The 18,517-nt window shown below is 70.4% G+C and carries 18 protein-coding genes; 4 read left to right on the top strand and 14 right to left on the bottom strand.

Annotation, left to right across the window (positions count from 1 at the left end; translation table 11 throughout):
- Positions 1-15: 15 nt before the first annotated feature.
- From NO931_RS08805 to NO931_RS08820, 4 genes are all read right to left on the bottom strand, one after another.
- Positions 16-741, bottom strand: coding sequence for a hypothetical protein (locus tag NO931_RS08805; protein ID WP_256391287.1), 726 nt, complete (start codon positions 739-741; stop codon positions 16-18).
- Positions 742-839: 98 nt separating this feature from the next.
- The gene (locus tag NO931_RS08810; RefSeq protein WP_256391288.1) at positions 840-1,337 is read right to left on the bottom strand and encodes a DUF7504 family protein; all 498 of its coding nucleotides are present in this window, start codon (positions 1,335-1,337) and stop codon (positions 840-842) included.
- Positions 1,338-1,503: 166 nt separating this feature from the next.
- Positions 1,504-2,712, bottom strand: coding sequence for a molecular chaperone DnaJ (dnaJ, locus tag NO931_RS08815; protein ID WP_256391289.1), 1,209 nt, complete (start codon positions 2,710-2,712; stop codon positions 1,504-1,506).
- A gap of 240 nt (positions 2,713-2,952) precedes the next feature.
- Complete coding sequence (locus tag NO931_RS08820; RefSeq protein WP_256391290.1) at positions 2,953-3,699, bottom strand: NRDE family protein; 747 nt, start codon at positions 3,697-3,699, stop codon at positions 2,953-2,955.
- Positions 3,700-3,961: 262 nt separating this feature from the next.
- Here NO931_RS08820 and NO931_RS08825 point away from each other — a divergent pair, with 262 nt between their 5' ends.
- Together NO931_RS08825 and NO931_RS08830 are read left to right on the top strand one after the other, a co-directional pair.
- Positions 3,962-4,438 (top strand): Lrp/AsnC family transcriptional regulator, encoded by a 477-nt coding sequence (locus NO931_RS08825; protein ID WP_256391291.1) that lies wholly within the window; start codon positions 3,962-3,964, stop codon positions 4,436-4,438.
- On the top strand, positions 4,431-4,703 hold the full coding sequence (locus NO931_RS08830; RefSeq protein ID WP_256391292.1) for a HalOD1 output domain-containing protein: 273 nt from the start codon (positions 4,431-4,433) through the stop codon (positions 4,701-4,703). The genes NO931_RS08825 and NO931_RS08830 overlap by 8 nt, the downstream gene beginning before the upstream one ends.
- Before the next feature lie 2 nt (positions 4,704-4,705).
- On the opposite strand, the gene NO931_RS08835 is transcribed toward NO931_RS08830, so the two are convergent.
- From NO931_RS08835 to NO931_RS08870, 8 genes are all read right to left on the bottom strand, one after another.
- Positions 4,706-6,331, bottom strand: a complete 1,626-nt coding sequence (locus NO931_RS08835) for a class I adenylate-forming enzyme family protein (RefSeq protein WP_256391293.1) — start codon at positions 6,329-6,331, stop codon at positions 4,706-4,708.
- Entirely contained in the window at positions 6,328-7,383 is a 1,056-nt protein-coding gene (gene menC / locus NO931_RS08840) for an o-succinylbenzoate synthase (RefSeq protein WP_256391294.1), read from the bottom strand. The genes NO931_RS08835 and menC overlap by 4 nt, the downstream gene beginning before the upstream one ends.
- Positions 7,383-8,318, bottom strand: coding sequence for a 1,4-dihydroxy-2-naphthoate polyprenyltransferase (locus tag NO931_RS08845; RefSeq protein WP_256391295.1), 936 nt, complete (start codon positions 8,316-8,318; stop codon positions 7,383-7,385). Before NO931_RS08845 ends, menC begins: the two co-directional genes overlap by 1 nt.
- A gap of 153 nt (positions 8,319-8,471) precedes the next feature.
- Complete coding sequence (locus NO931_RS08850) at positions 8,472-8,675, bottom strand: helix-turn-helix transcriptional regulator (protein ID WP_256391296.1); 204 nt, start codon at positions 8,673-8,675, stop codon at positions 8,472-8,474.
- Positions 8,676-8,684: 9 nt separating this feature from the next.
- Positions 8,685-9,095 (bottom strand): DUF2178 domain-containing protein, encoded by a 411-nt coding sequence (locus NO931_RS08855; protein WP_256391297.1) that lies wholly within the window; start codon positions 9,093-9,095, stop codon positions 8,685-8,687.
- 118 nt (positions 9,096-9,213) lie between these two features.
- The gene (locus tag NO931_RS08860; RefSeq protein WP_256391298.1) at positions 9,214-10,959 is read right to left on the bottom strand and encodes a hypothetical protein; all 1,746 of its coding nucleotides are present in this window, start codon (positions 10,957-10,959) and stop codon (positions 9,214-9,216) included.
- Complete coding sequence (locus NO931_RS08865) at positions 10,952-11,755, bottom strand: ABC transporter ATP-binding protein (RefSeq protein WP_256391299.1); 804 nt, start codon at positions 11,753-11,755, stop codon at positions 10,952-10,954. Before NO931_RS08865 ends, NO931_RS08860 begins: the two co-directional genes overlap by 8 nt.
- Before the next feature lie 333 nt (positions 11,756-12,088).
- On the bottom strand, positions 12,089-12,976 hold the full coding sequence (locus NO931_RS08870; protein WP_256391300.1) for a 1,4-dihydroxy-2-naphthoyl-CoA synthase: 888 nt from the start codon (positions 12,974-12,976) through the stop codon (positions 12,089-12,091).
- Positions 12,977-13,147: 171 nt separating this feature from the next.
- Between NO931_RS08870 and NO931_RS08875 the strand changes: the two genes are divergently transcribed.
- Both NO931_RS08875 and NO931_RS08880 read left to right on the top strand, forming a co-directional pair.
- Complete coding sequence (locus NO931_RS08875) at positions 13,148-14,104, top strand: dihydrodipicolinate synthase family protein (protein ID WP_256391301.1); 957 nt, start codon at positions 13,148-13,150, stop codon at positions 14,102-14,104.
- Positions 14,105-14,204: 100 nt separating this feature from the next.
- On the top strand, positions 14,205-15,122 hold the full coding sequence (locus NO931_RS08880; protein WP_256391302.1) for a DnaJ domain-containing protein: 918 nt from the start codon (positions 14,205-14,207) through the stop codon (positions 15,120-15,122).
- A 39-nt stretch (positions 15,123-15,161) separates the two neighbouring features.
- On the opposite strand, the gene menD is transcribed toward NO931_RS08880, so the two are convergent.
- On the bottom strand, positions 15,162-17,027 hold the full coding sequence (gene menD, locus NO931_RS08885) for a 2-succinyl-5-enolpyruvyl-6-hydroxy-3-cyclohexene-1-carboxylic-acid synthase (protein WP_256391303.1): 1,866 nt from the start codon (positions 17,025-17,027) through the stop codon (positions 15,162-15,164).
- On the bottom strand, positions 17,024-18,364 hold the full coding sequence (locus NO931_RS08890; RefSeq protein ID WP_256391304.1) for an isochorismate synthase: 1,341 nt from the start codon (positions 18,362-18,364) through the stop codon (positions 17,024-17,026). Before NO931_RS08890 ends, menD begins: the two co-directional genes overlap by 4 nt.
- Positions 18,365-18,517 lie beyond the last annotated feature (153 nt).

An 18,517-nucleotide genomic window follows, 5' to 3' on the forward strand; every position in this document is an offset into this window, starting at 1 on the left:
TCCGGACGCCGCCGCTCAGAGCGAAACGTCGTCGAGCGAGATCGACCGCGACTCGGGGGCGTCCGCCGCGTCGCCCACCGGCGCGACGGCGACGTCGCCCTGCGCGTCCTCGTCGGGGAACAGCACGGAACCGCCGGCGATCAGCGGCGCCAGCGCGCCCGCGACGACCGTCCGGGGATCGGCGAGCGAGGCGCGGACCGCCACTGCGTCGTCGGCGTCGAGCCCGAACTCCGACGCCACCTCGACCGCGGCGTCGACGAGTTCGGCGTGGGAATACCGGCGGTCGGCGTCTTCGAGTGCCGGCGTCGACGGGTCGCGATCGACCGGCGGAAAAGAGGGATTCTCGCTCCACACCTCCTCCTCGAAGTACCGCGTCGCGGGATCCGCCGGATCGTCGCCGTAGCCGACGCGCTGACCGCCTGCCGGCAGTTCGTACGCCTCGACGGCCTCACTCCGGGCGACCACGGCGCGACCGTCGAACTCGGTCGGCGGATCGAATCGCGTCCGTCCGCCCAGCAGCGCCGTGCCGAAGAACGCCAGCAGCGACTGGGGGACCGGATCGGCCGCGACGCCGACGGCGACGCCGTCGCCGACGCCGAGGTGTCGCAGGAAGTTGCCCGTCTTCCAGGCGGTCGTACAGAATCGGTGGTACGTGTACGTTCGCTCCGGTTCACCCGCGGCCCGGACGGCGAGGTCCTGCGAGTGCCGCTCCCGCGCGACGACGTCGTCGAGACTCTCCATGCGCGGTCGTTCGGACGCCGCCGTCAAAAGAGCGCAGATTCCCGCCGGGGCCACCCCCGTGTCCCCGGCGGCACGCACCGGTCAGCGACGAGCGGGCGTCACGGCAGGAGTCCGCCGACGCGTCGGCGGTCCCGGATCGACTCCAGCCGGACGCGCTCGTCGAACACCTCGTCGATCGTCTCGATCGTGATCGGATCGACCGCATCCCCGAGGGTACACACGAGCCGACCGCCGGTGCCCGCCACGCGCCACCGTAGCAAGTGGAGGAAGCGGAACAGCGTGAACGGGCAGACCGATCCCGCGTCGGCGAGCGCGTCGCCGCTCACCAGGACGTCCGGCTCGCTCCGACGAGCGACCCGGTCCGAGACCGAAATACCGAGCTCGGAGAGCGGCTCTGCGCCGCCGCTCTCGGGCACGACAGCGACGTCGGCGTCCGCCGTCGCGAGCGACTCGTCGAGGCGGTCGTCGACCCCCGGGACGACGACGACCTCGTCGGTCACGAGTTCGGTCGCGCGCTCGAATCGCTCCGGCGCCGGGCCGGTCACGAGAACGCTGCCGGTCGGGGCGCCTGCGGCATCGGGGTCGGTATCGGTCATGTCGCGTGTTCCCTCGTCCGTCGGAACACCCGGTTTCCCCATAGTTACTCGCCGGCTACTTGCCGGTTAATTACCGTTTACGGGCGCTCGACCCGGCGGTCGCGGACCCGTCGCTACCGCAAACGTCGGAGACCGAAAAACGGGAACTGCGACGGCCGAAACCCGCTCAGAAGGAGTTCTTGATCTTCTCGAAGAACCCGGTCTCGACCTCGATCTCCTCGCCGCCGGCTTCGGCGAACTGCTCCAGCGCCTCGCGCTGGTCCTCGTTGAGCGAGTCGGGCGTGACGATCTGGACCTGCACGTAGAGATCGCCCTGGCCTCGACCGCGGAGCCGCGGCATCCCCTTGTTCTCCAGGCGGAACGTCTCCCCGCTCTGGGTGCCCTCGGGAACGTCCATCTCGACGGGGCCGTCGAGCGTCGGCACCTCGATCGTGTCGCCGAAGGTCGCCTGCGGGAACGAGATCGGCTCGCGGTGCTGGAGGTCGTCGCCGTCGCGCTCGAAGTCGGGGTGGTCCGCGACCGACACCTCGATCAGCAGGTCGCCGTTCTGTCGGCGGGTGTCGCCGGGTTCGCCCTCGTTCTCCATCCGGAGCGTCTGACCGTCCTGGATGCCGGCGGGGATGTCGACGGTCAGCGTCGACGTCTTGGTCACCTGTCCGTCGCCGCCGCAGTCGCTGCAGGTTTCCTCGTACAGTTCGCCCTGTCCCGAGCAGCGCCGACAGGTCTGGGTCTGCTGGACGCGCCCGAGCGGCGTCTGCTGGACCTGCGTGACCTGCCCGCGGCCCTCACACTCCGGGCAGGTTCGTGCGTCGGCGTCCGGCGGGTGGCCGGCGCCGTCGCAGGTGTCGCAGTTCTCGGGGCGGCGCACGGTCACTTCCTTCTGGACGCCCTCGTAGGCTTCCTCGAGGTCGAGTTCCAGTGTCGTCCGGAGGTCGGCGCCCCGGCCGGAGTCGCCGCGGCCGCGACCGCCGCCACCGCCGCCGAAAATCTGGTCGAAGATGTCGCCCATGCCGCCGCCTCCGCCGCCCGCGCCGCCGAAGGGACCGCCGGCACCGCCACCGCCGCCGCCGAACGGTCCCCCCGCACCGCCGCCGAACGGGCCGCCCGCGCCACCGCCGCCGCGACCGCCGTCGAAGCCGCCGTGCTTCTCGGCTTCCTGGAAGCGCTCGTGGCCGAGGCGGTCGTAGGCGTTGCGCTTCTCCTCGTCGGTCAGTACCTCCTTGGCTTTCTGGGCTTTCTTGAACTTCTCCTCGGCGTTCGGGTCGTCGCTGACGTCGGGATGGAGCTCGCTGGCTTTCTTCCGGTAGGCCTGCTGAATCTCGTCCTCGGACGCGTCCTGACTCACGCCGAGAATATCGTAGAAGTCCTCGCTCATTCGTTGTAGCCCCGTAGACGGTTGGGACACTTGAAAAGAACGGCTTGGCCGGGACGGGCGCGACGCCGCCGCGAAATAGCCGCGGGCGAGTGTGGTCACCCAGAAAATGGCTACGGGCGAGTTGGATACCGCCGCGGAGTAGCCGCGCCGGCAGGAGGTCGCCGAGTAGCCGCATCGGTAGGACGCCGCGGCGTCAGCGGCGTCCCGACCGGCCCACCGGGCGTCAATCGCGCTCGCCGATCACTCGTCGAGCGCCAGCGTCACGTCCTCGTAGTCGGTCTCGCAGGGCGGCCCGTCGGCGAACCGGTAGGTCGCGCCCGACCGGCCGATCGCGATAAGCGAGGAGGACTGCGTTCCGTAGCCGTCGCCGTGGATGCAGACGCCGAACTCGTGGTCGCCCAGCGCCTCGCCGGCCCGATCGATCCAGCCGGTCGCCGTCTCGCCGGGTTCGACCGCGAGCGCCTCGCGGAGTCGGGTCGCGTTCTCCGCCTGTCGTTCGCCCGCGTCAGGGCGTCGCTTCGGGATCGAAAACCGGCCGTCGGCGCCGACGTTGACGACGACGTGGACGCCGGGATCGAACTGCAGGAAGTCGAGGCTCCCGTCCCACTCGTAGTACAGCGCCGCTCCGGCGTCGGCGATCACCAGGTTGAACCCCTCGTACTCGCGGTCGCGGACCGCTCGTTCGACGAATCGACCCGCAGCCTCGGCGCTCGGCCGGCGGAGCGCGTCGCGGACGAGCAGGCCCCGCGAGCGCTCGCCGGCGAGGTCGGCGTCGTTCCACCGGTTGGTGATCGCGACGAGGAGGCCCCGTTCGTTGTACCCGATCCAGGTCCCCCCGGCCTCGGCGTCCCGCGGCGCGACGACGCGGGGATCGCGTTCGAGCACCGCCGGCGGTTCGGACGGCCGACCGTCGGCCTCGTCGCGGTTCGCCGCGACCGCGACGGGCGTGTCGGGAAACACCTGCCAGGCGAGGGTCAGCGTGCACACGCGAACACGTACGCGGACGGCGCCGATAAACCCACTGTCGACGATGCGCACGCCGATCACTGTCGGCCGAAATCGATGGAGGGCACCGTTCTGTGACCGCACTCCGCAGTGTTGATTTCGTAGTGTTTGTACCTGCAACAACGAGAGAAGTAGCAGACATATACGGAATCCGCAACGTATAATCTTAATTTTATAAAATATGAATGTCTTGGGGCATAAAATACGAAAACGTGATTTAGGGGTGCAACAGAGTGACCATGAGATGGAACTCGACGACGTCGATAAGGGGATCCTCTTTCTCCTCCAACAGGACGCGCGACACCTGACGACAAAGGAGATGGGCGAGCGCGTCGGCGTGTCGGCGAGCACCGTACGAAACCGCATCGAGCGACTCGAAGACGAGGGGATCATCCGGGGGTATCATCCCGACATCGACTACGACAAGGCGGGACTCCAGTTGCACGTGCTGTTCATCTGTAGCGCCGAGAGCGCCGATCGCGACCGCCTCGCCACGGAAGCCTGTTCGGTCAACGGCGTCGTGCAGACACAAGAGGTGCTCAACGGTAGCGACAACCTGCAGGTCGAGGCCGTGGGCACCGACACCGACGACATCGCTCGGATCAGCGACGCGCTCCACGACCTCGGACTCGACGTCGTGAACTCGAAGATCCTCAAGAGCACCCGCGTCCAGCCGTTCGATCACTTCGGCCGGAGCGTCGTCGAGGATGACGATGAGTGACGAGCACCGGTTCACGTTCGACCCGGGCCAACAACCGAGCGCGGCCGTAATCGCGGCCGTCGCCGAAGTCCGTAACCGCGAGCAGGACGAGCTTCCGTCGCTGTACAGCACCATCGACGGGGATCGCCTGGACGACGTAGTCCAGTCGGACGATCCGCTCCCGGCGGGCGAGCCGGTCCGCGTCCAGTTCACCTACGCCAACTGCGAGATCACAGTCACCAGCCACGGCGCGATCACCGTCTCCGAAGCCACCGACGGCGACTGAAGCTACTTCTCGCCCGCCATCTCCCGGTCCGCGTCGCGTAGCGTCTCGCGCACGCGCTCCCTGTCGACGGTGCCCGACGCCGTTCGGGGGAGCGCGTCCGCGAACGCCACCGTCCGCGGGAGCTTGTACCCCGCGAGGCGCTCGCGACAGTGTTCGCGCACCGCGTCGGCGTCGAGCGTCTCGACCGCGTCCCGCTCGTTCGCAGCGTCCTCGGGCGCGACGAGCGCGGCGACGCGCTCGCCCCATTCGGCGTCGTCGATCCCGAGCACCGCCGCGTCGCGGATTTTCGGATGGTCGCGGAGCGCCTCCACCACCTCCCCGGGGTCGACGTTCTCGCCGCCGGTGACGATCCGGTCGTCGCGACGGTTGAGCACCCACAGGCGCCCGCCCCGATCGCGGTAGCCCACGTCACCGGTGTGCAGCCCGTGCTCGCCGAACGACGCCTCGGTCGCCGCGGCGTCGCCGTAGTAGCCCGGCGTCACGGTCGGCCCGTCGACGACGAGTTCGCCCGTCTCGCCGGCCGGCAGCGGATCGCCGTCCTCGTCGACGATCGTCACCGTGGTTCCGAGCAGCGGTCGCCCGACCGTTCCTTCGTGTGCGAACGCCTCGCGGGGGGTCGCCGTGGCGACCTGCGAGGCCGTCTCGGTCATCCCGAACGTGGGGTTGACGGGCACGTCGCGGCGCTCGCAGGCGTCGATCAGGTCGGTGCCGGCCGGCGCGCCGCCGAGCAGGACGAACCGCAGCGAGTCGGGCAGCTCCGCGCCCCCATCGATGATCCGCCGAAGCATCGTCGGCACCAGCGAGACGCCCGTGACGCCGTACTCGCGGGCGACCGCTGGCGTCCGCTCGGCGTCGAACGTCGACTGGAGGACGACGGTGGTGCCGTACAGCGTCGACCGGAGCACGGGCGCCAGCCCGCCCATGTGGTACATCGGGAGACAGCAGAGCCACCGGTCGTCGGGTACGACGCCGAGCCGGAACGCCGACCCGACGGCGCTGGCGAGCAGGTTGCCCGCGGTCAGCGGGACGGCTTTCGGCTCGCCGGTGGTCCCCGAAGTGAACAGGATCACGCGCACGTCGACGGGGGTCCGCTCGACGCGGGGAAACACGCTGTCGTCGATATCCCGGTCGGAAGCGCTCGGATCGGTCGCGCTCGGGTCGATCGCGTCGACCGACACCACGGCGGGCGGCTCCGCGCACCGCTCGGCGGCCTCGCGGGCGCTCGCCTCGGTGTCGGCGTCGCACAGCAGCGTCGTCACGTCGGCGTTCTCGCAGGCTCGCGAGAGCTCTCCCGGGGTGTGCCGGACGTTCAGCGGGACGAGCACGGCGCCGAGCCGGTCGAGGGCGTGGACGACCAGCACGAACGGGAGGCCGGTGTCGAGCAGCGTCCCGACGTGGTCGCCGGGGGCGACGCCGCGGGCCGCGAGCGATCGGGCGACGGCGTCGGTCGCGGCATCGAGATCGGCGTAGGACCAGCGGGCGGCGCGTCCGGCGCTCGCCCCGGTGTCGGCCTCAGAGCCCGCGTCGGCGTCACCATCGGCGCTCGCCCCGGTGTCGATCACCGCTTCGGCGTCGGGCGACGCCGCGGCGCGGGCCGCGAGCCAGTCGGACTGGGGCCAGTCCGTCACGCGTCGGCACCTCCGTCCCACGGCCCGGCGGTGCCGAGTCCGTCGTCCTGCGGAATCGCGATATCGCCGCTCTCGACCGGCGCGGGATCGGGCGTGAGATCCGTCGCGAGCCGGTCGGCCGTCGCCAGCCCGCAGGGATCGATCCCGGGAATCGACGCCGCGAGGTGGACCGCGGCCGTGCGGGCGACGACGGCGTCGACGGTGGTCGTCACGATCGGCGTGACGCCGACGCGGCGCGCGCGCAGCGCTGCTCGGCGAGCGCGGTCGAGCCCGCCCAGCACCATCGGCTTGAGCACGATCACGTCGGCCGCGCCAGTTTCGACGATCTCGTCGACCGACGCCGTCCGCAGCGACTCGTCGAGCGCGACGCCGACGCCAACGGCGTCACGCCGGAGCGCGGCGTGTCCGTCGAGATCGTCCGGCGCGAGGGGTTGCTCGACGTACTCGACGCCGCTGTCGGCGAACGCTCGGAACGCCTCGCTCGCTCGTTCGCGATCCCAGGCGCCGTTGGCGTCGGCCCGGAGCGCCACCCCGCGCGGGAGCGCATCGCGGACGGCCGCGACGCGCTCGGCATCCTCCGCGACGGTGTCCGACCCGACCTTGAGTTTGAGACATCGGAACCCCTGCTCGACGGCACCCTCGGCGGCCGCAGCGACTTCGTCGGGCGAGCCGACGCCGATGGTCGCGTTGACCGGCACGCGCTCGACGCGGCCGACGGAGCCGAGATAGCGGTACAGCGGGACGGCGTCCTGTCGCGCCCGGAGGTCCGCGAGCGCGAGGTGGACGGCGTGGCGGGCGGCGGGCGACCCGTCGACGGCTTCGAGCGCGGCTGCGGGGTCGTCGTCGTTCAGCCGGTCTGCAGCCGCGTCGAGGCGGTCGCGGCAGGTTTCGAGGGATTCGGTCCAGCCGGGCAGCGGCGTCGCCTCGCCGACGCCCGCGGCGGCCACTTCCGATACGCGAAGCAGAACTCCCTCGCGGCGCTCCATCGTTCCCGCGGCCGTTTCGAGCGGGGCGTCGAGATCGATCGCGAACTCCCGGAGTTCGGCGTCCATCAGATCACCACTCCGAGCGCGAACAGCGCCGAGAACGCCGCGAGCAGCTTCCCGGTGCGTTCCAGTGCGGGGTTGAGCGCCTCGCCGTCGGTGCGCGTACAGACGGTTCGGGCGACGCTCGCGGCCAGCGGAATCGTGAGCAGCGGCAGCAGGACGCCGGGGCCGAACGCGTCGCGAGTCGCCCACAGCAGGAGGGGGACGGCGTAGGCCAGCGCCAGCAGGCCGACGTACTCGACGCGGCTCCAGCGGTAGCCGATCAGCACGGCGAGGGTGTACTTGCCGGCCTCGCGGTCGGTCTCCATGTCGCGGACGTTGTTCACGACGATGATGTTCGTCGAGATCGCGGCGACCGGCAGACTGGCGAGGATCGCGACGGCGGGGATCGTCCCCGCGGGAATCGTCGTCGCCAGCGGCTCCGCGAGGACGGCCGCGGCCTGCACGTACACCGTCCCGACGACGGCGACGACGCCGAAAAAGACGAACACGAACAGATCGCCCAGCCCGTGGGATCCCAGCGGATAGGGCCCGCCCGCGTAGGCGTAGCCGCTCGCGACGCTCAGGAGACCGATCACCAGTATGGGGAGCCCGCCGACGTAGACGAGGTACGTTCCCAGGAGGATCGCCAGCCCGAACGTGGCGGCCATCGCGAATTTGACCTGCTCGGCCGGGATCAGCCCCGACTGGGTGACGCGGGTGAAGCCCTCGCGGCTCTCGTCGTCGACGCCCTTGACGGCGTCGTAGTAGTCGTTCGCGAAGTTCGTCCCGATCTGGATCAGCAGGGCGCCGACCAGCGCCGCCAGCGCCGGCCACGGCGCGAACACGCCCTCGTGGACCGCGATCGCGGCGCCGACGACGACCGGCGCGGCGCCCGCGGGCAGCGTCTGGGGACGGGTGGCCATCAGCCACGCTCGGCCCCGGCTCACGTCGGTACTCATTGGCTCGAAATCGGGACCGGTCGCGTGTTAAGCTTGGCATCTAGCGCGAGCGGCGAGAGGGACTGTAGGGCGTCGACGTACCGTCTCGAACGCGCTCGACCGCCCGGAAGCACTCATTCGATCGTCGCACCGGACGGCGGTTCGGGACTCGTTTCAGTCCTCGCCGTCGTCGGGGTCGAAAATATCCTCGATCGCACAGTCGAAGTGAGTTGCGAGATCGAACGCGAGTTCCAGCGACGGATCGTATCGGTTGCGTTCGATCGCGTTGATCGTCTGTCGGGTGACGTCGACGGCCTCGGCGAGATCGCCCTGACTGATGCCCTCGGCTTCGCGTCGCTCGGAGAGATTGTTCTGCATGAAAGTGCGCTATTTGACGATTCCGTAACAGATGCCGTACAACAGGAACAGCGCCGAGAGGGTGAGAACCATCCCGGAAACCGCCCCCGAGATCTCGAACTGGCCGCCGGCGTCGAGGACGTACAGCACCGGAAGCACGCTCAGGCCTAGAACCATCGTGACCCGGAGCGCCAGCCCGCTGGCGTGGTTGTGTAACTCGTAGTCCCGCTCGTCCTGGAGCGTCCGATCGCTCAGTCGCGGCGCGGCGACGGTGATCGTGCCGCCGATCCACGTGCCGAGCAAGTAGACGACCGCGCCGGCGAGGTGCTGCCCGAGTGCGATCCCGACGAACAGTCCGAGAACGGCGACGGCGACGATGCCGTACACGAGCCGTCTGTACGTCCGGCGTCCGAGTCGCGACATCACTGTGATGGTTGTCATGGCGAACGGCCCTGGCTAGTAAAGAGTCTTTTACACCCGGTATTAAAATTGGCGTTCGATCGACGGTCGGAGGGCGGCCGTTCCGAGAATCGCGTTCGGCTCCGGCTCTCGCCCGGTCTCAGGCGACCCGATACGTTTCGATACGGCGAACGGCGAGCCGGTAGGCGCCCGGAATCGCGAGAGCGCTCCCGACGATCACGACCCAGCCGAGCGCTCGCAGCGCGTCGACGCCGACGTCGAGGCCGAAGGGCAGCCGCTCCGAGAGCACGAGGGCGGCGACAGTGCGTGCAGTCTCGTTGGCGACGACAGCCACCGCGAACACGGTAACGCTCAGGTACGTCGAGAAGATGCTGTACGCGCGCTTGCTCGGCGGTACCGCCCGTCTGGCGGCGTCCAGACTGACCGCATCGAACCGCGGGAACGCCGATCCGATACCGGTCGCGACGACCGCGCTCCCGACGACCGCAGCGCCTCCGGCGACGCCGAGGCCGATCAGCTCCCGGAGAGGCGCGCCGGCCATCTGACCCGCGACGACGGCGATGCCCGCGGTCAGCGGGGCGCCGACGAGCGACGCCGCGACGACGTTGCCGCGGACGACGTGTCGGCCGCGCGCCGGCGCCGTCAGCAGCGTCGGCAGTACCGCGCCCTGGTTCCCGAGCGGGTTCAACGGCACCACGGCGCCGGACGCCCACGCGCCGTACCAGACGACGAACCACGGCACGTACCACGGGACCGCCCCGGTCGTCACCGCCGTCTCGACGAAGACGATCGCAGCGAGGAGCGGCGGGGCGACGAACACGAACTGGAACGGCGAGCGCACCGCTCGGTGGAGCGTCGTGCTCGCGATGCCGCGCGTCGCGGGCGTTCGGCAGACGGCCGCGAGCACGGCGTCGAGGTGGGAGCTCGGTGCCGTCGGCAGCTCCGACTCCTCGTCGTCGGCGTCCGGAGCGGGGCCGTCTGCCAGCCACGCGTACCGGGCGGCGGGCACCGCGAGCGCCGTCCCGCCGACGGTGACGACCGGCGCGAGTACGAGCAGGGCGATCGCGCCGGCGACGTCGACGCCGGCGTTCGGCGTCGTGGCGAACGCGAGCTGTCCGAACCACGCCAGCGGCGGGGACTGCAGCACCGGCTCCAGCCGCTGGACGATGGTCAACAGTTCGCCGGTCACCGAGAGGACGACGTACGCGGTCCCGACGCCGACGCCGAGAACGGTCGTGAGCCGCTGGAGGTTCCGCGATCGGCGAGCGATCCCCTTGAGCGCGAAGCCGATCGGATAGCCGACCGCGGCCGCCGTGACCGGGATGACGACCGCCACGGCGGTGATTCCGAGCAAGGGACGCAACGAGCCGGTTCCCGCGACCAGCCCGGCACCGACGGCCGCTCCCAGCCCGATCGTGTAGACGGAGAACTTGGCCGCCGCGGCGAGCAGCAACCCGCCGACGATGTCGGCGGCCGGTCGAATCGTGAGGTACTGATTGTCGTTGTCGAGGTCGCCGTTCCCGCCGAGACTGTCGGCCACGAGGAGGATCGTCAGGAAGAGCCAGAGAACGCTCGTGGCGATCACCGGCCACGAGGGGAGGGGTGCGCCAGCGGAGACGGTCGAGCCGACGGATCTGGCCGCCTCGAACGTTTCGAGGAGCAAGAACGCGCCGACGAATCCCATCAGGACGGTGAAGGCGAGCCAGAGGTCCTGATGTCTCACCCACCGGTAGCCGCGGAGGAGCTCGACTCTCGCGACCTCCAGGCTCGGTCGGGGCGACGGCACCACAGTCCGAAGCCGCCGTCGCGACGCCGCGTCGTGACGCCGAGCCGGCGTCGTCGCGGACGAGGCCGCGTCCGAAAGATCGGGCGACTTCTCAGACATCGGTTCGGCCCCCGTCGGAGGCCGGGGCTCCGGCTTCCGCCGATCGAGTGTCCGTGGCGTCGGGCTCCCGTTCGGCGGTGATCTCCAGGAAGGCGGTTTCGAGATCCGGCGACTCGTCGGCGAGAGCCTTGAGTTCCGCGGGCGGCGCCTCCGCGACGAGCGCGCCCTCGTTGATGACGCCGATCGTGTCGGCGAGTTCGTCGACGATCGGGAGGATGTGCGTCGAGAGGAAGACGGTCATCTCACGGGTCACGAGATCGGCGATCGTGTCCCGAACGGTGCGAGCCGCGCGCGGATCGAGGCCGCTGGTGGGCTCGTCGAGAAAGACGACGTCTGGCTCGTGAAACAGCGCCGCGATGATCCCGACCTTCTTGGCCATGCCGGTCGAGTACGACGCGATCCGTTCGTCGGCGTCGGCGAGGAGGCCGAAGCGGTCGAGCAGCGTCTCGATGCGCTCGTCGGCGTCGCCGTCGGACATGCCGTGAAGTCGAGCGACGTGACGGAGCTGCTCCCACGCGGTGAGCTCGTCGAAGACCGGCGGATCGGCGGGCAGGTAGCCGATGTGTTGGGTGAGCTCGCGGCGGTTCGACACCGGGACGCCGGCGACCGTCGCCGACCCGGCCGTGGGCTCGGTGAGCGCGGTCAGCATCCGCATCGTGGTCGTCTTGCCGGCGCCGTTCGGGCCGAGGAATCCGTAGACCGTTCCTCTCGGGATCGACAGCGAGACGTCGTTCACCGCCGTCTTCTCGCCGAAGCGCTTCGTCAGCCCGTCGGCGACGATCGCGTCCTCGGTCATGGGCGGGTCACCGCCGGGAGGGCAGCGACTCTGCGACTCGCGACACTAGCTCGGGCGGTCGTGGACGCCGGTGGTGCGGCGGGGTGCTCGAGGGGCATGGGGGTGTAAACACTCCTTTACAGTAAAACGTTCTTTACACCCCTGGCATTAAAGCTGTCGGTGGGACCACACCCTCACCGATAATCGGTCGCCGCGGCGGCGACGACGGCGCCGTCTGCTCATCGGAGACTCGCACGAAACGCAGCGACGACGCTGCAGAGAACGTCGGTAGTCCGGGAGGCGGCGTCCGTACCGGTCGAAAAGTGTGCTCGCGTGGCGTCGCTCGACGCCGAATCAGTACTTCCAGGGGAACTCGTCGAAGTCGGGCTCTCGGCCCTCGTTGAACGCGTCCCGGCCCTCCTGGGCCTCGTCGGTCATGTAGCCGAGCCGCGTCGCCTCGCCGGCGAACACCTGCTGACCGACCAGTCCGTCGGAATCCAGATTGAACGCGTACTTGAGCATCCGCATCGCGTTCGGACTCTTCGAGTTGATCCGCTCGCCCCACTCCAGCGCTCGCTCTTCGAGTTCCTCGTGGGGAACCGCCTCGTTGACCATCCCCATGTCGGCGGCCTCCTCGGCGCTGTAGGTCTTTCCGAGGAAAAACACTTCGCGAGCCTTCTTCTGGCCGATCTGGCGCGCGAGGTAGGCCGACCCGAACCCAGCGTCGAAACTGCCCACGTCGGGGTCGGTCTGGAGGAACTTGGCGTGCTCCTCGCTGGCGATCGTCAGGTCACAGACCACGTGCAGGCTGTGGCCGCCGCCGACCGCCCAGCCCGGCACCACGGCGACGACGACTTTCGGGATGTGCCGGATCAGGCGCTGGACTTCGAGGATGTGCAGGCGCCCGTGCTCGCTGGCGCGCTCCTCGTCGCCCTCGTACTCGTAGCCGTCCGCGCCGCGGATTCCCTGGTCGCCGCCCGACGAAAAGGCCCAGCCGCCGTCGTCGGGCGAGGGGCCGTTGCCCGTCAGCAGCACGCAGCCGACATCTGTCTGGCGCTTGGCGTGGTCGAGCGCGTCGTACAGTTCGTCGACCGTTTTGGGACGGAAGGCGTTCCGCTTTTCGGGCCGGTCGAACGCGATCCGGACGGTGTGGCCCGACGCGGAGCGGTGGTAGGTGACGTCGTCGAAGTCGAACGCCTCGATCGGCTCCCAGCGCTCGGGGTCGAATATCTCCGAGACCATTTTCGCGTGACTCGGGGCGGTACGGGCAAATAGGTTGCCGTCCGGGCGTCGGACGGCCCTGCCGTCAGCCCAACCATTAGACGTGATGCCGACGTAGCTCCGAGCGAGACAGATGACCGAGAACCAGCGACGCCGCGACCGCAGTTCGACGCCGAAAACGGGTGAGCGACCGTGAACGCGGGCGATCCTGACGCCGACGCTGCGGCTGGAACCGATCCCGGCGCAGACGATCCGCTGGGACTCCACGGCATCGTGCCGCCGATGATCACCGCCTTCGCCGAGGACGAATCGGTCGACGAGGCCGCCACCGCCACCCACGCGCGGTTCCTCGTCGATCGCGGCGTCCACGGCGTCTTCGCGCTCGGGACGAACGGCGAGTTTCCGCTACTGACCGCCGAGGAGCGTGACCGAGTGGTCGAGACCGTCGTCGACGAGGTCGGCGGCGAGGTACCCGTGCTGGCGGGCGTCGGCGCCGAAAGCACCCGCGAGACGATCGAGCGCGCCAACGCCGCCGAGGCGGCCGGCGCGGACGGGCTGGTCGTCGTGGTGCCGTACTACTTCCCGGTCGACGACGACGGCCTCGTCGAGCACTACCGCCGCGTCGCCGACGCCGTCGACACTCCCGTCTACGCGTACACGTTCCCCGACATGACGGGCAACGAGCTCTCGCCCGCGGCGCTCGACGGCATCGCCGCGATCGACGGTGTCGAAGGGCTCAAAGACACCAGCGAGGACGTCGTCCAGATGCAGCGGAGCCTCCGCGAACATCCCGATTTTACCTACCTGATCGGAGCGAACCGACTGGCTCACGTCGGTCTCTCGATGGGCTGTGACGGCGCGGTGCTTTCGGTCGCCAACGCCTTCCCGGAGCTCGCCGTCGACCTCTACGAGGCCGTCCAAGCGGGCGACGACGAGCGCGCTCGCGAGTTGCAGGGCGACCTTTCGGACCTGCTGGACGCGATGGAGCGGGGACCGTTCCTCGCGGGCGTCAAGGCTGCCCTCGACCTGCGCGGGTTCGACGTCGGCCCGATGCGGAGCCCGCTGCGGTCGTTCTCGACCGAACAGAAAGACGCGCTGCAGGACGCGCTGGTCGACCTGCACGACGACGACAAGCTGCTCGTCGAGTAAATTCGGCCCGCGCCCGGACGACGCCGTGCAGCGGGGCCGGCGCACCGAACCGTTTTTGACGCGACGAGACATATCGGGAAGCCAATAGCTACGCGCACAGATGACGGAAACGTTCTACGACGTGCTCGGCGTGCCCGAGACCGCCGACCAGGACGACATCCAGTCGGCCTACCGGGAGAAGGTCAAGGAGTACCACCCGGACGTCAGCGACCGCGACGACGCCGCCGAGCGCTTCAAGGCGGTTACTCGGGCCGAGGAGGTGCTCGGCGACGAGGCCGAGCGGGCCCGGTACGACCGGCTGGGCCACGACGCGTACGTGCGCCACCTCGACGGCGCCAACGCCGCCGGGAACGAGCGCTCGCCGTGGACGAACGCGGGCGGAAGCGGGGGCGACGAATCGATGGACGAGGAGAGCGGATCGACCGCCAGCGGGTCGGGATCGACCGCTAGCGGGTCGTCCTCGACGCGTGAGCGCGCCCGAGCGGCGGCGGGCGCCGAAGAAAGCGGGGGCGGAACGAGCCAGCACCGCAAACAGCGGCGCCGACGCCGCACCGCCGAGCGACGGTCGGACCCGTCGTGGACGCCCGACGACGCCGACGCCCGGCGCGAGTCCGCCGAGGCGTCGAGCGCGGCGGGCGACGGCGGGTACACCGTCCACGACTGGGAGCCGGCCGACAGGTCGTTCATCGGCGAGCGACCGTCGCTGACGCGCAACGAGTTCGTCCAGATCGCGATTCTGGGGTTGCTGTATCCGGCGTTGCTCTACAGCGCGGTGACGCCCGCGTTTCCGCTGCTGATCAACGGCGTCGTCGCGGCGCTGGTACTGCTTCTGATCGGGTATCTCATCACGCGCCCGCTGATCGCCGGCATGGTCTTCGGCGCCTGGAGCGTGCTCGCGCCCGCGGCGTTGCTGTCGCTCGGCGTCGAGATGCTCTCGGTGATGGCGCTGACCGTGGTGCTCGGCTGCTGGATCCCGCTCGGGTACTCCGTCACCGTCGCGTTCGTCCTCCGGTGGTAACGACGGGGCGCCGCGGCGTCGCAGCCGGCGCTGGGGAACTCACCGTCCGAGTCGCTCGCAGACGGCGTCGTGGATCGCCTCGCGCGTGCGGTGGCTCTCCTCGCCGTCGATCCGGAACTCGATCACTTGCGTACCCTCGGCGGCCAGCGACGCGTCGTAGGCGTCGCGGAACGCCGACAGCGTCTCGACGCGAGAGAAGTCGAGTCCGTAGAGTTCGCCGGTCGGCGCGAAGTCGAGTCCGTGGGGCGTCTTGAACTGGTCGGTGAAGGGCGGATCGAACGCCTCGATCGGCAGCAGGTGGAAGATGCCGCCGCCGTCGTTGTTGACGAGGACGATCGTGGCGTCGACGCCGCAGCGCGCGACCGCCAGCAGCCCGTTCATGTCGTGGTAGTACGCCAGATCGCCCGTCACGAGCACGAGCGGGTCGTCGGTCGCGCTGCCCGCGCCCAGCGCCGTGCTCGCGATGCCGTCGATGCCGCTGGCGCCGCGGTTCCCCAGCGCGGTGAGATCGGCGCCCCGCGGTCGACCGAAGCGGTCGAGGTCGCGGACCGGCATGCTGTTGGACACGAACACGGTCGCCGGGTCGGGGGCGCGCTCGATCGCGGCCGCGACGACCGCCCCCTCGTACGGTTCGCCCTCATCGAGATCGTCGTCGAACTTGTCGATCGCCGCCCAGTAGTCGCGCTCGGCGGCGAGCCAGCGGTCGCGCCAGTTTGCGGCGTCGGCCGACGCCGCTGTGGCGTCTGCCGACAGCCGTTCGGCGAGCGTCCGGATCGTTCGCTCGGGGTCGGCACTCAGAAGGTCGGTCGTCGTGAACGTCGCGTCGCGCCACTCGCCGGCGGGATCGAGCAGGTACTGGCGGGCGTCAGCGTCTCGGAGGTAGTTCCGCAGCGGCTTCGAGGTCGGCGAGGCGCCGAAGCGCACGACGACCTCGGGATCGGGCCAGTCGCCGACGACCCGGTCGTCGAGATAGCCGTCGTAGCCGCCGAGCACCGGCGCCGCGTCGGCGTGCGAGCCGAAGCGGAGCCCCGAGAGCGGGTCCGCGAGAATCGGGAACCCCGTCAGGTCGGCGAGCCGGGCGACGGCGTCGGGATCGACGCCGGGCGACGCCGCGGCGTCCGCGGCGGAAGTGCCGGCGTCGGCGGCCGCAGTGTCGGAGTCCGCGGCCGCAGTCATCGGATCCGCCGGCCCGGCGACGATCAGCCCGCGGTCGGCGCCCGCGAGATCGTCTGCGAGCCGGTCCAGCGCGGCGTCGTCGAGCGTCGGCCGCCCGCCGGTCGACCGGACGAAGGGGCCACCTCTCCCCGCCGCACCGAGCGGCTCGCGCTCGGCGAGGTCGTCGGGCACGTCGTCGGACACCTCGATCGGCTCCAGCGGCTTCCGGAACGGGACGTTGAGATGCACCGGCCCGGCGGGGACGCCGGTCGACTCGGCGATGGCGCGGGCAGCATCGGTCCGCAGGCGCCGGAGCTTCCGCCCCGTCGGTTCGGGCTCCGGAAGATCCCGGAACCAGCGCACGGCGTCGCCGTAGAGCTTCTCCTGATCGATCGTCTGGTTGGCGCCGCTGTCTCTGAGTTCCGGCGGACGATCGGCCGTCAGGAGGACCATCGGGACTCTTGCCTGACTAGCCTCGATCACGGCGGGGTGGAAGTTCGCCGCCGCGGTGCCCGAGGTGCAGATCAGCGGCGTCGGCTCGCCGGTCCGCCGGGCGCGGCCGAGCGCGAAGTACGCCGCCGAGCGCTCGTCGAAGTGCGAGAAGACGGTCAGATCGGGATGATCGGCGGCGGCGACGGTCAGCGGCGTCGAGCGGCTGCCCGGCGCGACGCAGACCGCCGATACTCCGCCGGCGACCAACTCCGCGATCAGCGTCTCGGCCCACAGCGTGTTTCGATTGGGGTGGCTCATTCTAGCGCGTCGAGCATCGGCCCGTACTTCAGCTGTACCTCGTCCCACTCGCGGTCGGGGTCGCTGTCGGCGACGATGCCGGCGCCGGCGAACAGGGTCGCCCGGTCGCCGCGGGCCAGCGCCGAGCGGATGCCGACCGCGAAGGCGCCGTCGCCGGCGGCGTCGAACCAGCCGACCGGCGCGGCGTACCAGCCCCGATCGAACGTCTCGGTCTCCTTGATCGTCTCCCAGGCGGTCTCGGGCGGCAGCCCGCCGACCGCGGGCGTCGGGTGCAGCGCCTCGACCAGCGAGAGCACGTGTTCGACGTCGTCTAGCTCGGCGGTGATCGGCGTCTGGAGGTGCTGGACGGTCGGGAGCTTTCGGACCGTCCGCTGGCCCGTCCGGACCGACCCGGCGAAGGGAGCGAGCTGGTCGCGGACAGCCTCGGCGACCAGCTCGTGCTCGTGGATGTCCTTCTCGCTGCCCAGCAGCTCGTTGGCGAGCCACTCGTCCTCCTCGGGCGTGTCGCCCCGGCCCGTCGAGCCGGCCAGCGCCTCGGTCCTGACTGTGCGCCCCGACAGCGAGACGAGCCGCTCGGGCGTCGCGCCGAAGAAGCTCGCGCCCGCCTCGGGCTGGACGAGAAACCGGTGACAGTCCGGGTAGGAGCGATCGAGCCGGGCCATCGCGTCGGGGAGCGATAGCGGCGCGGCGAGCTCGGTCGACAGCGCCTGCGCGAGCACGACCTTCCGGAGGTCGCCGCCCTCGATCCGCTCGACTGCGGCCCGGACCTGTTGTCGCCACTCTCGGCGAGAGGTCGTCCGCTCGCGCTCGACGACGCCGGGAGGATCGCAGGGGTCGCCTGTCGCGTCGGCGGCCTCGATCTCCTCGGCGACGGCGTCGAGACGCCGATCGACGGCGTCTGGATCGGGCGGATCGACCGCCGCGACCGTCAGCCAGACGCCGTCGTCGCTCCAGGCGAGTTGCACTTGCGGGAGGACGAAGCGGGCGCCGGGGAACCCCTCCCAGAGTCCAGCAGGCTCGTGATCGTCGTGAAACGCGAACCCGCCGAACAGCCGCGGGCGGGCGACGGCCGCCTCGCCGTCGGCGTCGAGGCCCGAGAACAGGCGTTCCGCGGCGTCCCGCACCGCGTCGAAGCGGTCGGGGCCGTCGGCGGCGATCGTCGACGCCGCGCCCCAGCCCGCGATCGTCGGGCCGTCCGGCGGCGTCCAGAGGCCTCTCGGCGGTTCGAAGGCGTCGAGCACGGCGCGGCGCGACACGTCCGCGAGTTCGCGGCGCCGGGTCACGAGCGGTCCGTCCGCCGGATCTCGGCGGTCGTCACCGCTGCGCAGCGATTCCATCGCACGTCACTCGGGAGGCCGGACTATTTAGCCTGTCCCTCTGGTTCGGGAGGCCGTCGGAACCGATCTCATCGCCCGGTCCGGTGCGGTTGTCGACCCCAGTCTCGCATCCGTTCGACGCGAGCGTCGGTACCGACCGCCGGTGGTCACGGC

Source organism: Natronoarchaeum rubrum (genome assembly GCF_024494695.1).

What these genes read in the sequence shown, in the direction of transcription:
- NO931_RS08805 (WP_256391287.1), bottom strand. Translation starts at nt 741, where the DNA reads ATGGAGAGTCTCGACGACGTCGTCGCGCGGGAGCGGCACTCGCAGGAC.
- NO931_RS08810 (WP_256391288.1), bottom strand. Translation starts at nt 1,337, where the DNA reads ATGACCGATACCGACCCCGATGCCGCAGGCGCCCCGACCGGCAGCGTT.
- dnaJ (WP_256391289.1), bottom strand. Translation starts at nt 2,712, where the DNA reads ATGAGCGAGGACTTCTACGATATTCTCGGCGTGAGTCAGGACGCGTCC.
- NO931_RS08825 (WP_256391291.1), top strand. Translation starts at nt 3,962, where the DNA reads ATGGAACTCGACGACGTCGATAAGGGGATCCTCTTTCTCCTCCAACAG.
- NO931_RS08830 (WP_256391292.1), top strand. Translation starts at nt 4,431, where the DNA reads ATGAGTGACGAGCACCGGTTCACGTTCGACCCGGGCCAACAACCGAGC.
- menC (WP_256391294.1), bottom strand. Translation starts at nt 7,383, where the DNA reads ATGGACGCCGAACTCCGGGAGTTCGCGATCGATCTCGACGCCCCGCTC.
- NO931_RS08845 (WP_256391295.1), bottom strand. Translation starts at nt 8,318, where the DNA reads ATGAGTACCGACGTGAGCCGGGGCCGAGCGTGGCTGATGGCCACCCGT.
- NO931_RS08850 (WP_256391296.1), bottom strand. Translation starts at nt 8,675, where the DNA reads ATGCAGAACAATCTCTCCGAGCGACGCGAAGCCGAGGGCATCAGTCAG.
- NO931_RS08855 (WP_256391297.1), bottom strand. Translation starts at nt 9,095, where the DNA reads ATGACAACCATCACAGTGATGTCGCGACTCGGACGCCGGACGTACAGA.
- NO931_RS08860 (WP_256391298.1), bottom strand. Translation starts at nt 10,959, where the DNA reads ATGTCTGAGAAGTCGCCCGATCTTTCGGACGCGGCCTCGTCCGCGACG.
- NO931_RS08865 (WP_256391299.1), bottom strand. Translation starts at nt 11,755, where the DNA reads ATGACCGAGGACGCGATCGTCGCCGACGGGCTGACGAAGCGCTTCGGC.
- NO931_RS08870 (WP_256391300.1), bottom strand. Translation starts at nt 12,976, where the DNA reads ATGGTCTCGGAGATATTCGACCCCGAGCGCTGGGAGCCGATCGAGGCG.
- NO931_RS08880 (WP_256391302.1), top strand. Translation starts at nt 14,205, where the DNA reads ATGACGGAAACGTTCTACGACGTGCTCGGCGTGCCCGAGACCGCCGAC.
- menD (WP_256391303.1), bottom strand. Translation starts at nt 17,027, where the DNA reads ATGAGCCACCCCAATCGAAACACGCTGTGGGCCGAGACGCTGATCGCG.
- NO931_RS08890 (WP_256391304.1), bottom strand. Translation starts at nt 18,364, where the DNA reads ATGGAATCGCTGCGCAGCGGTGACGACCGCCGAGATCCGGCGGACGGA.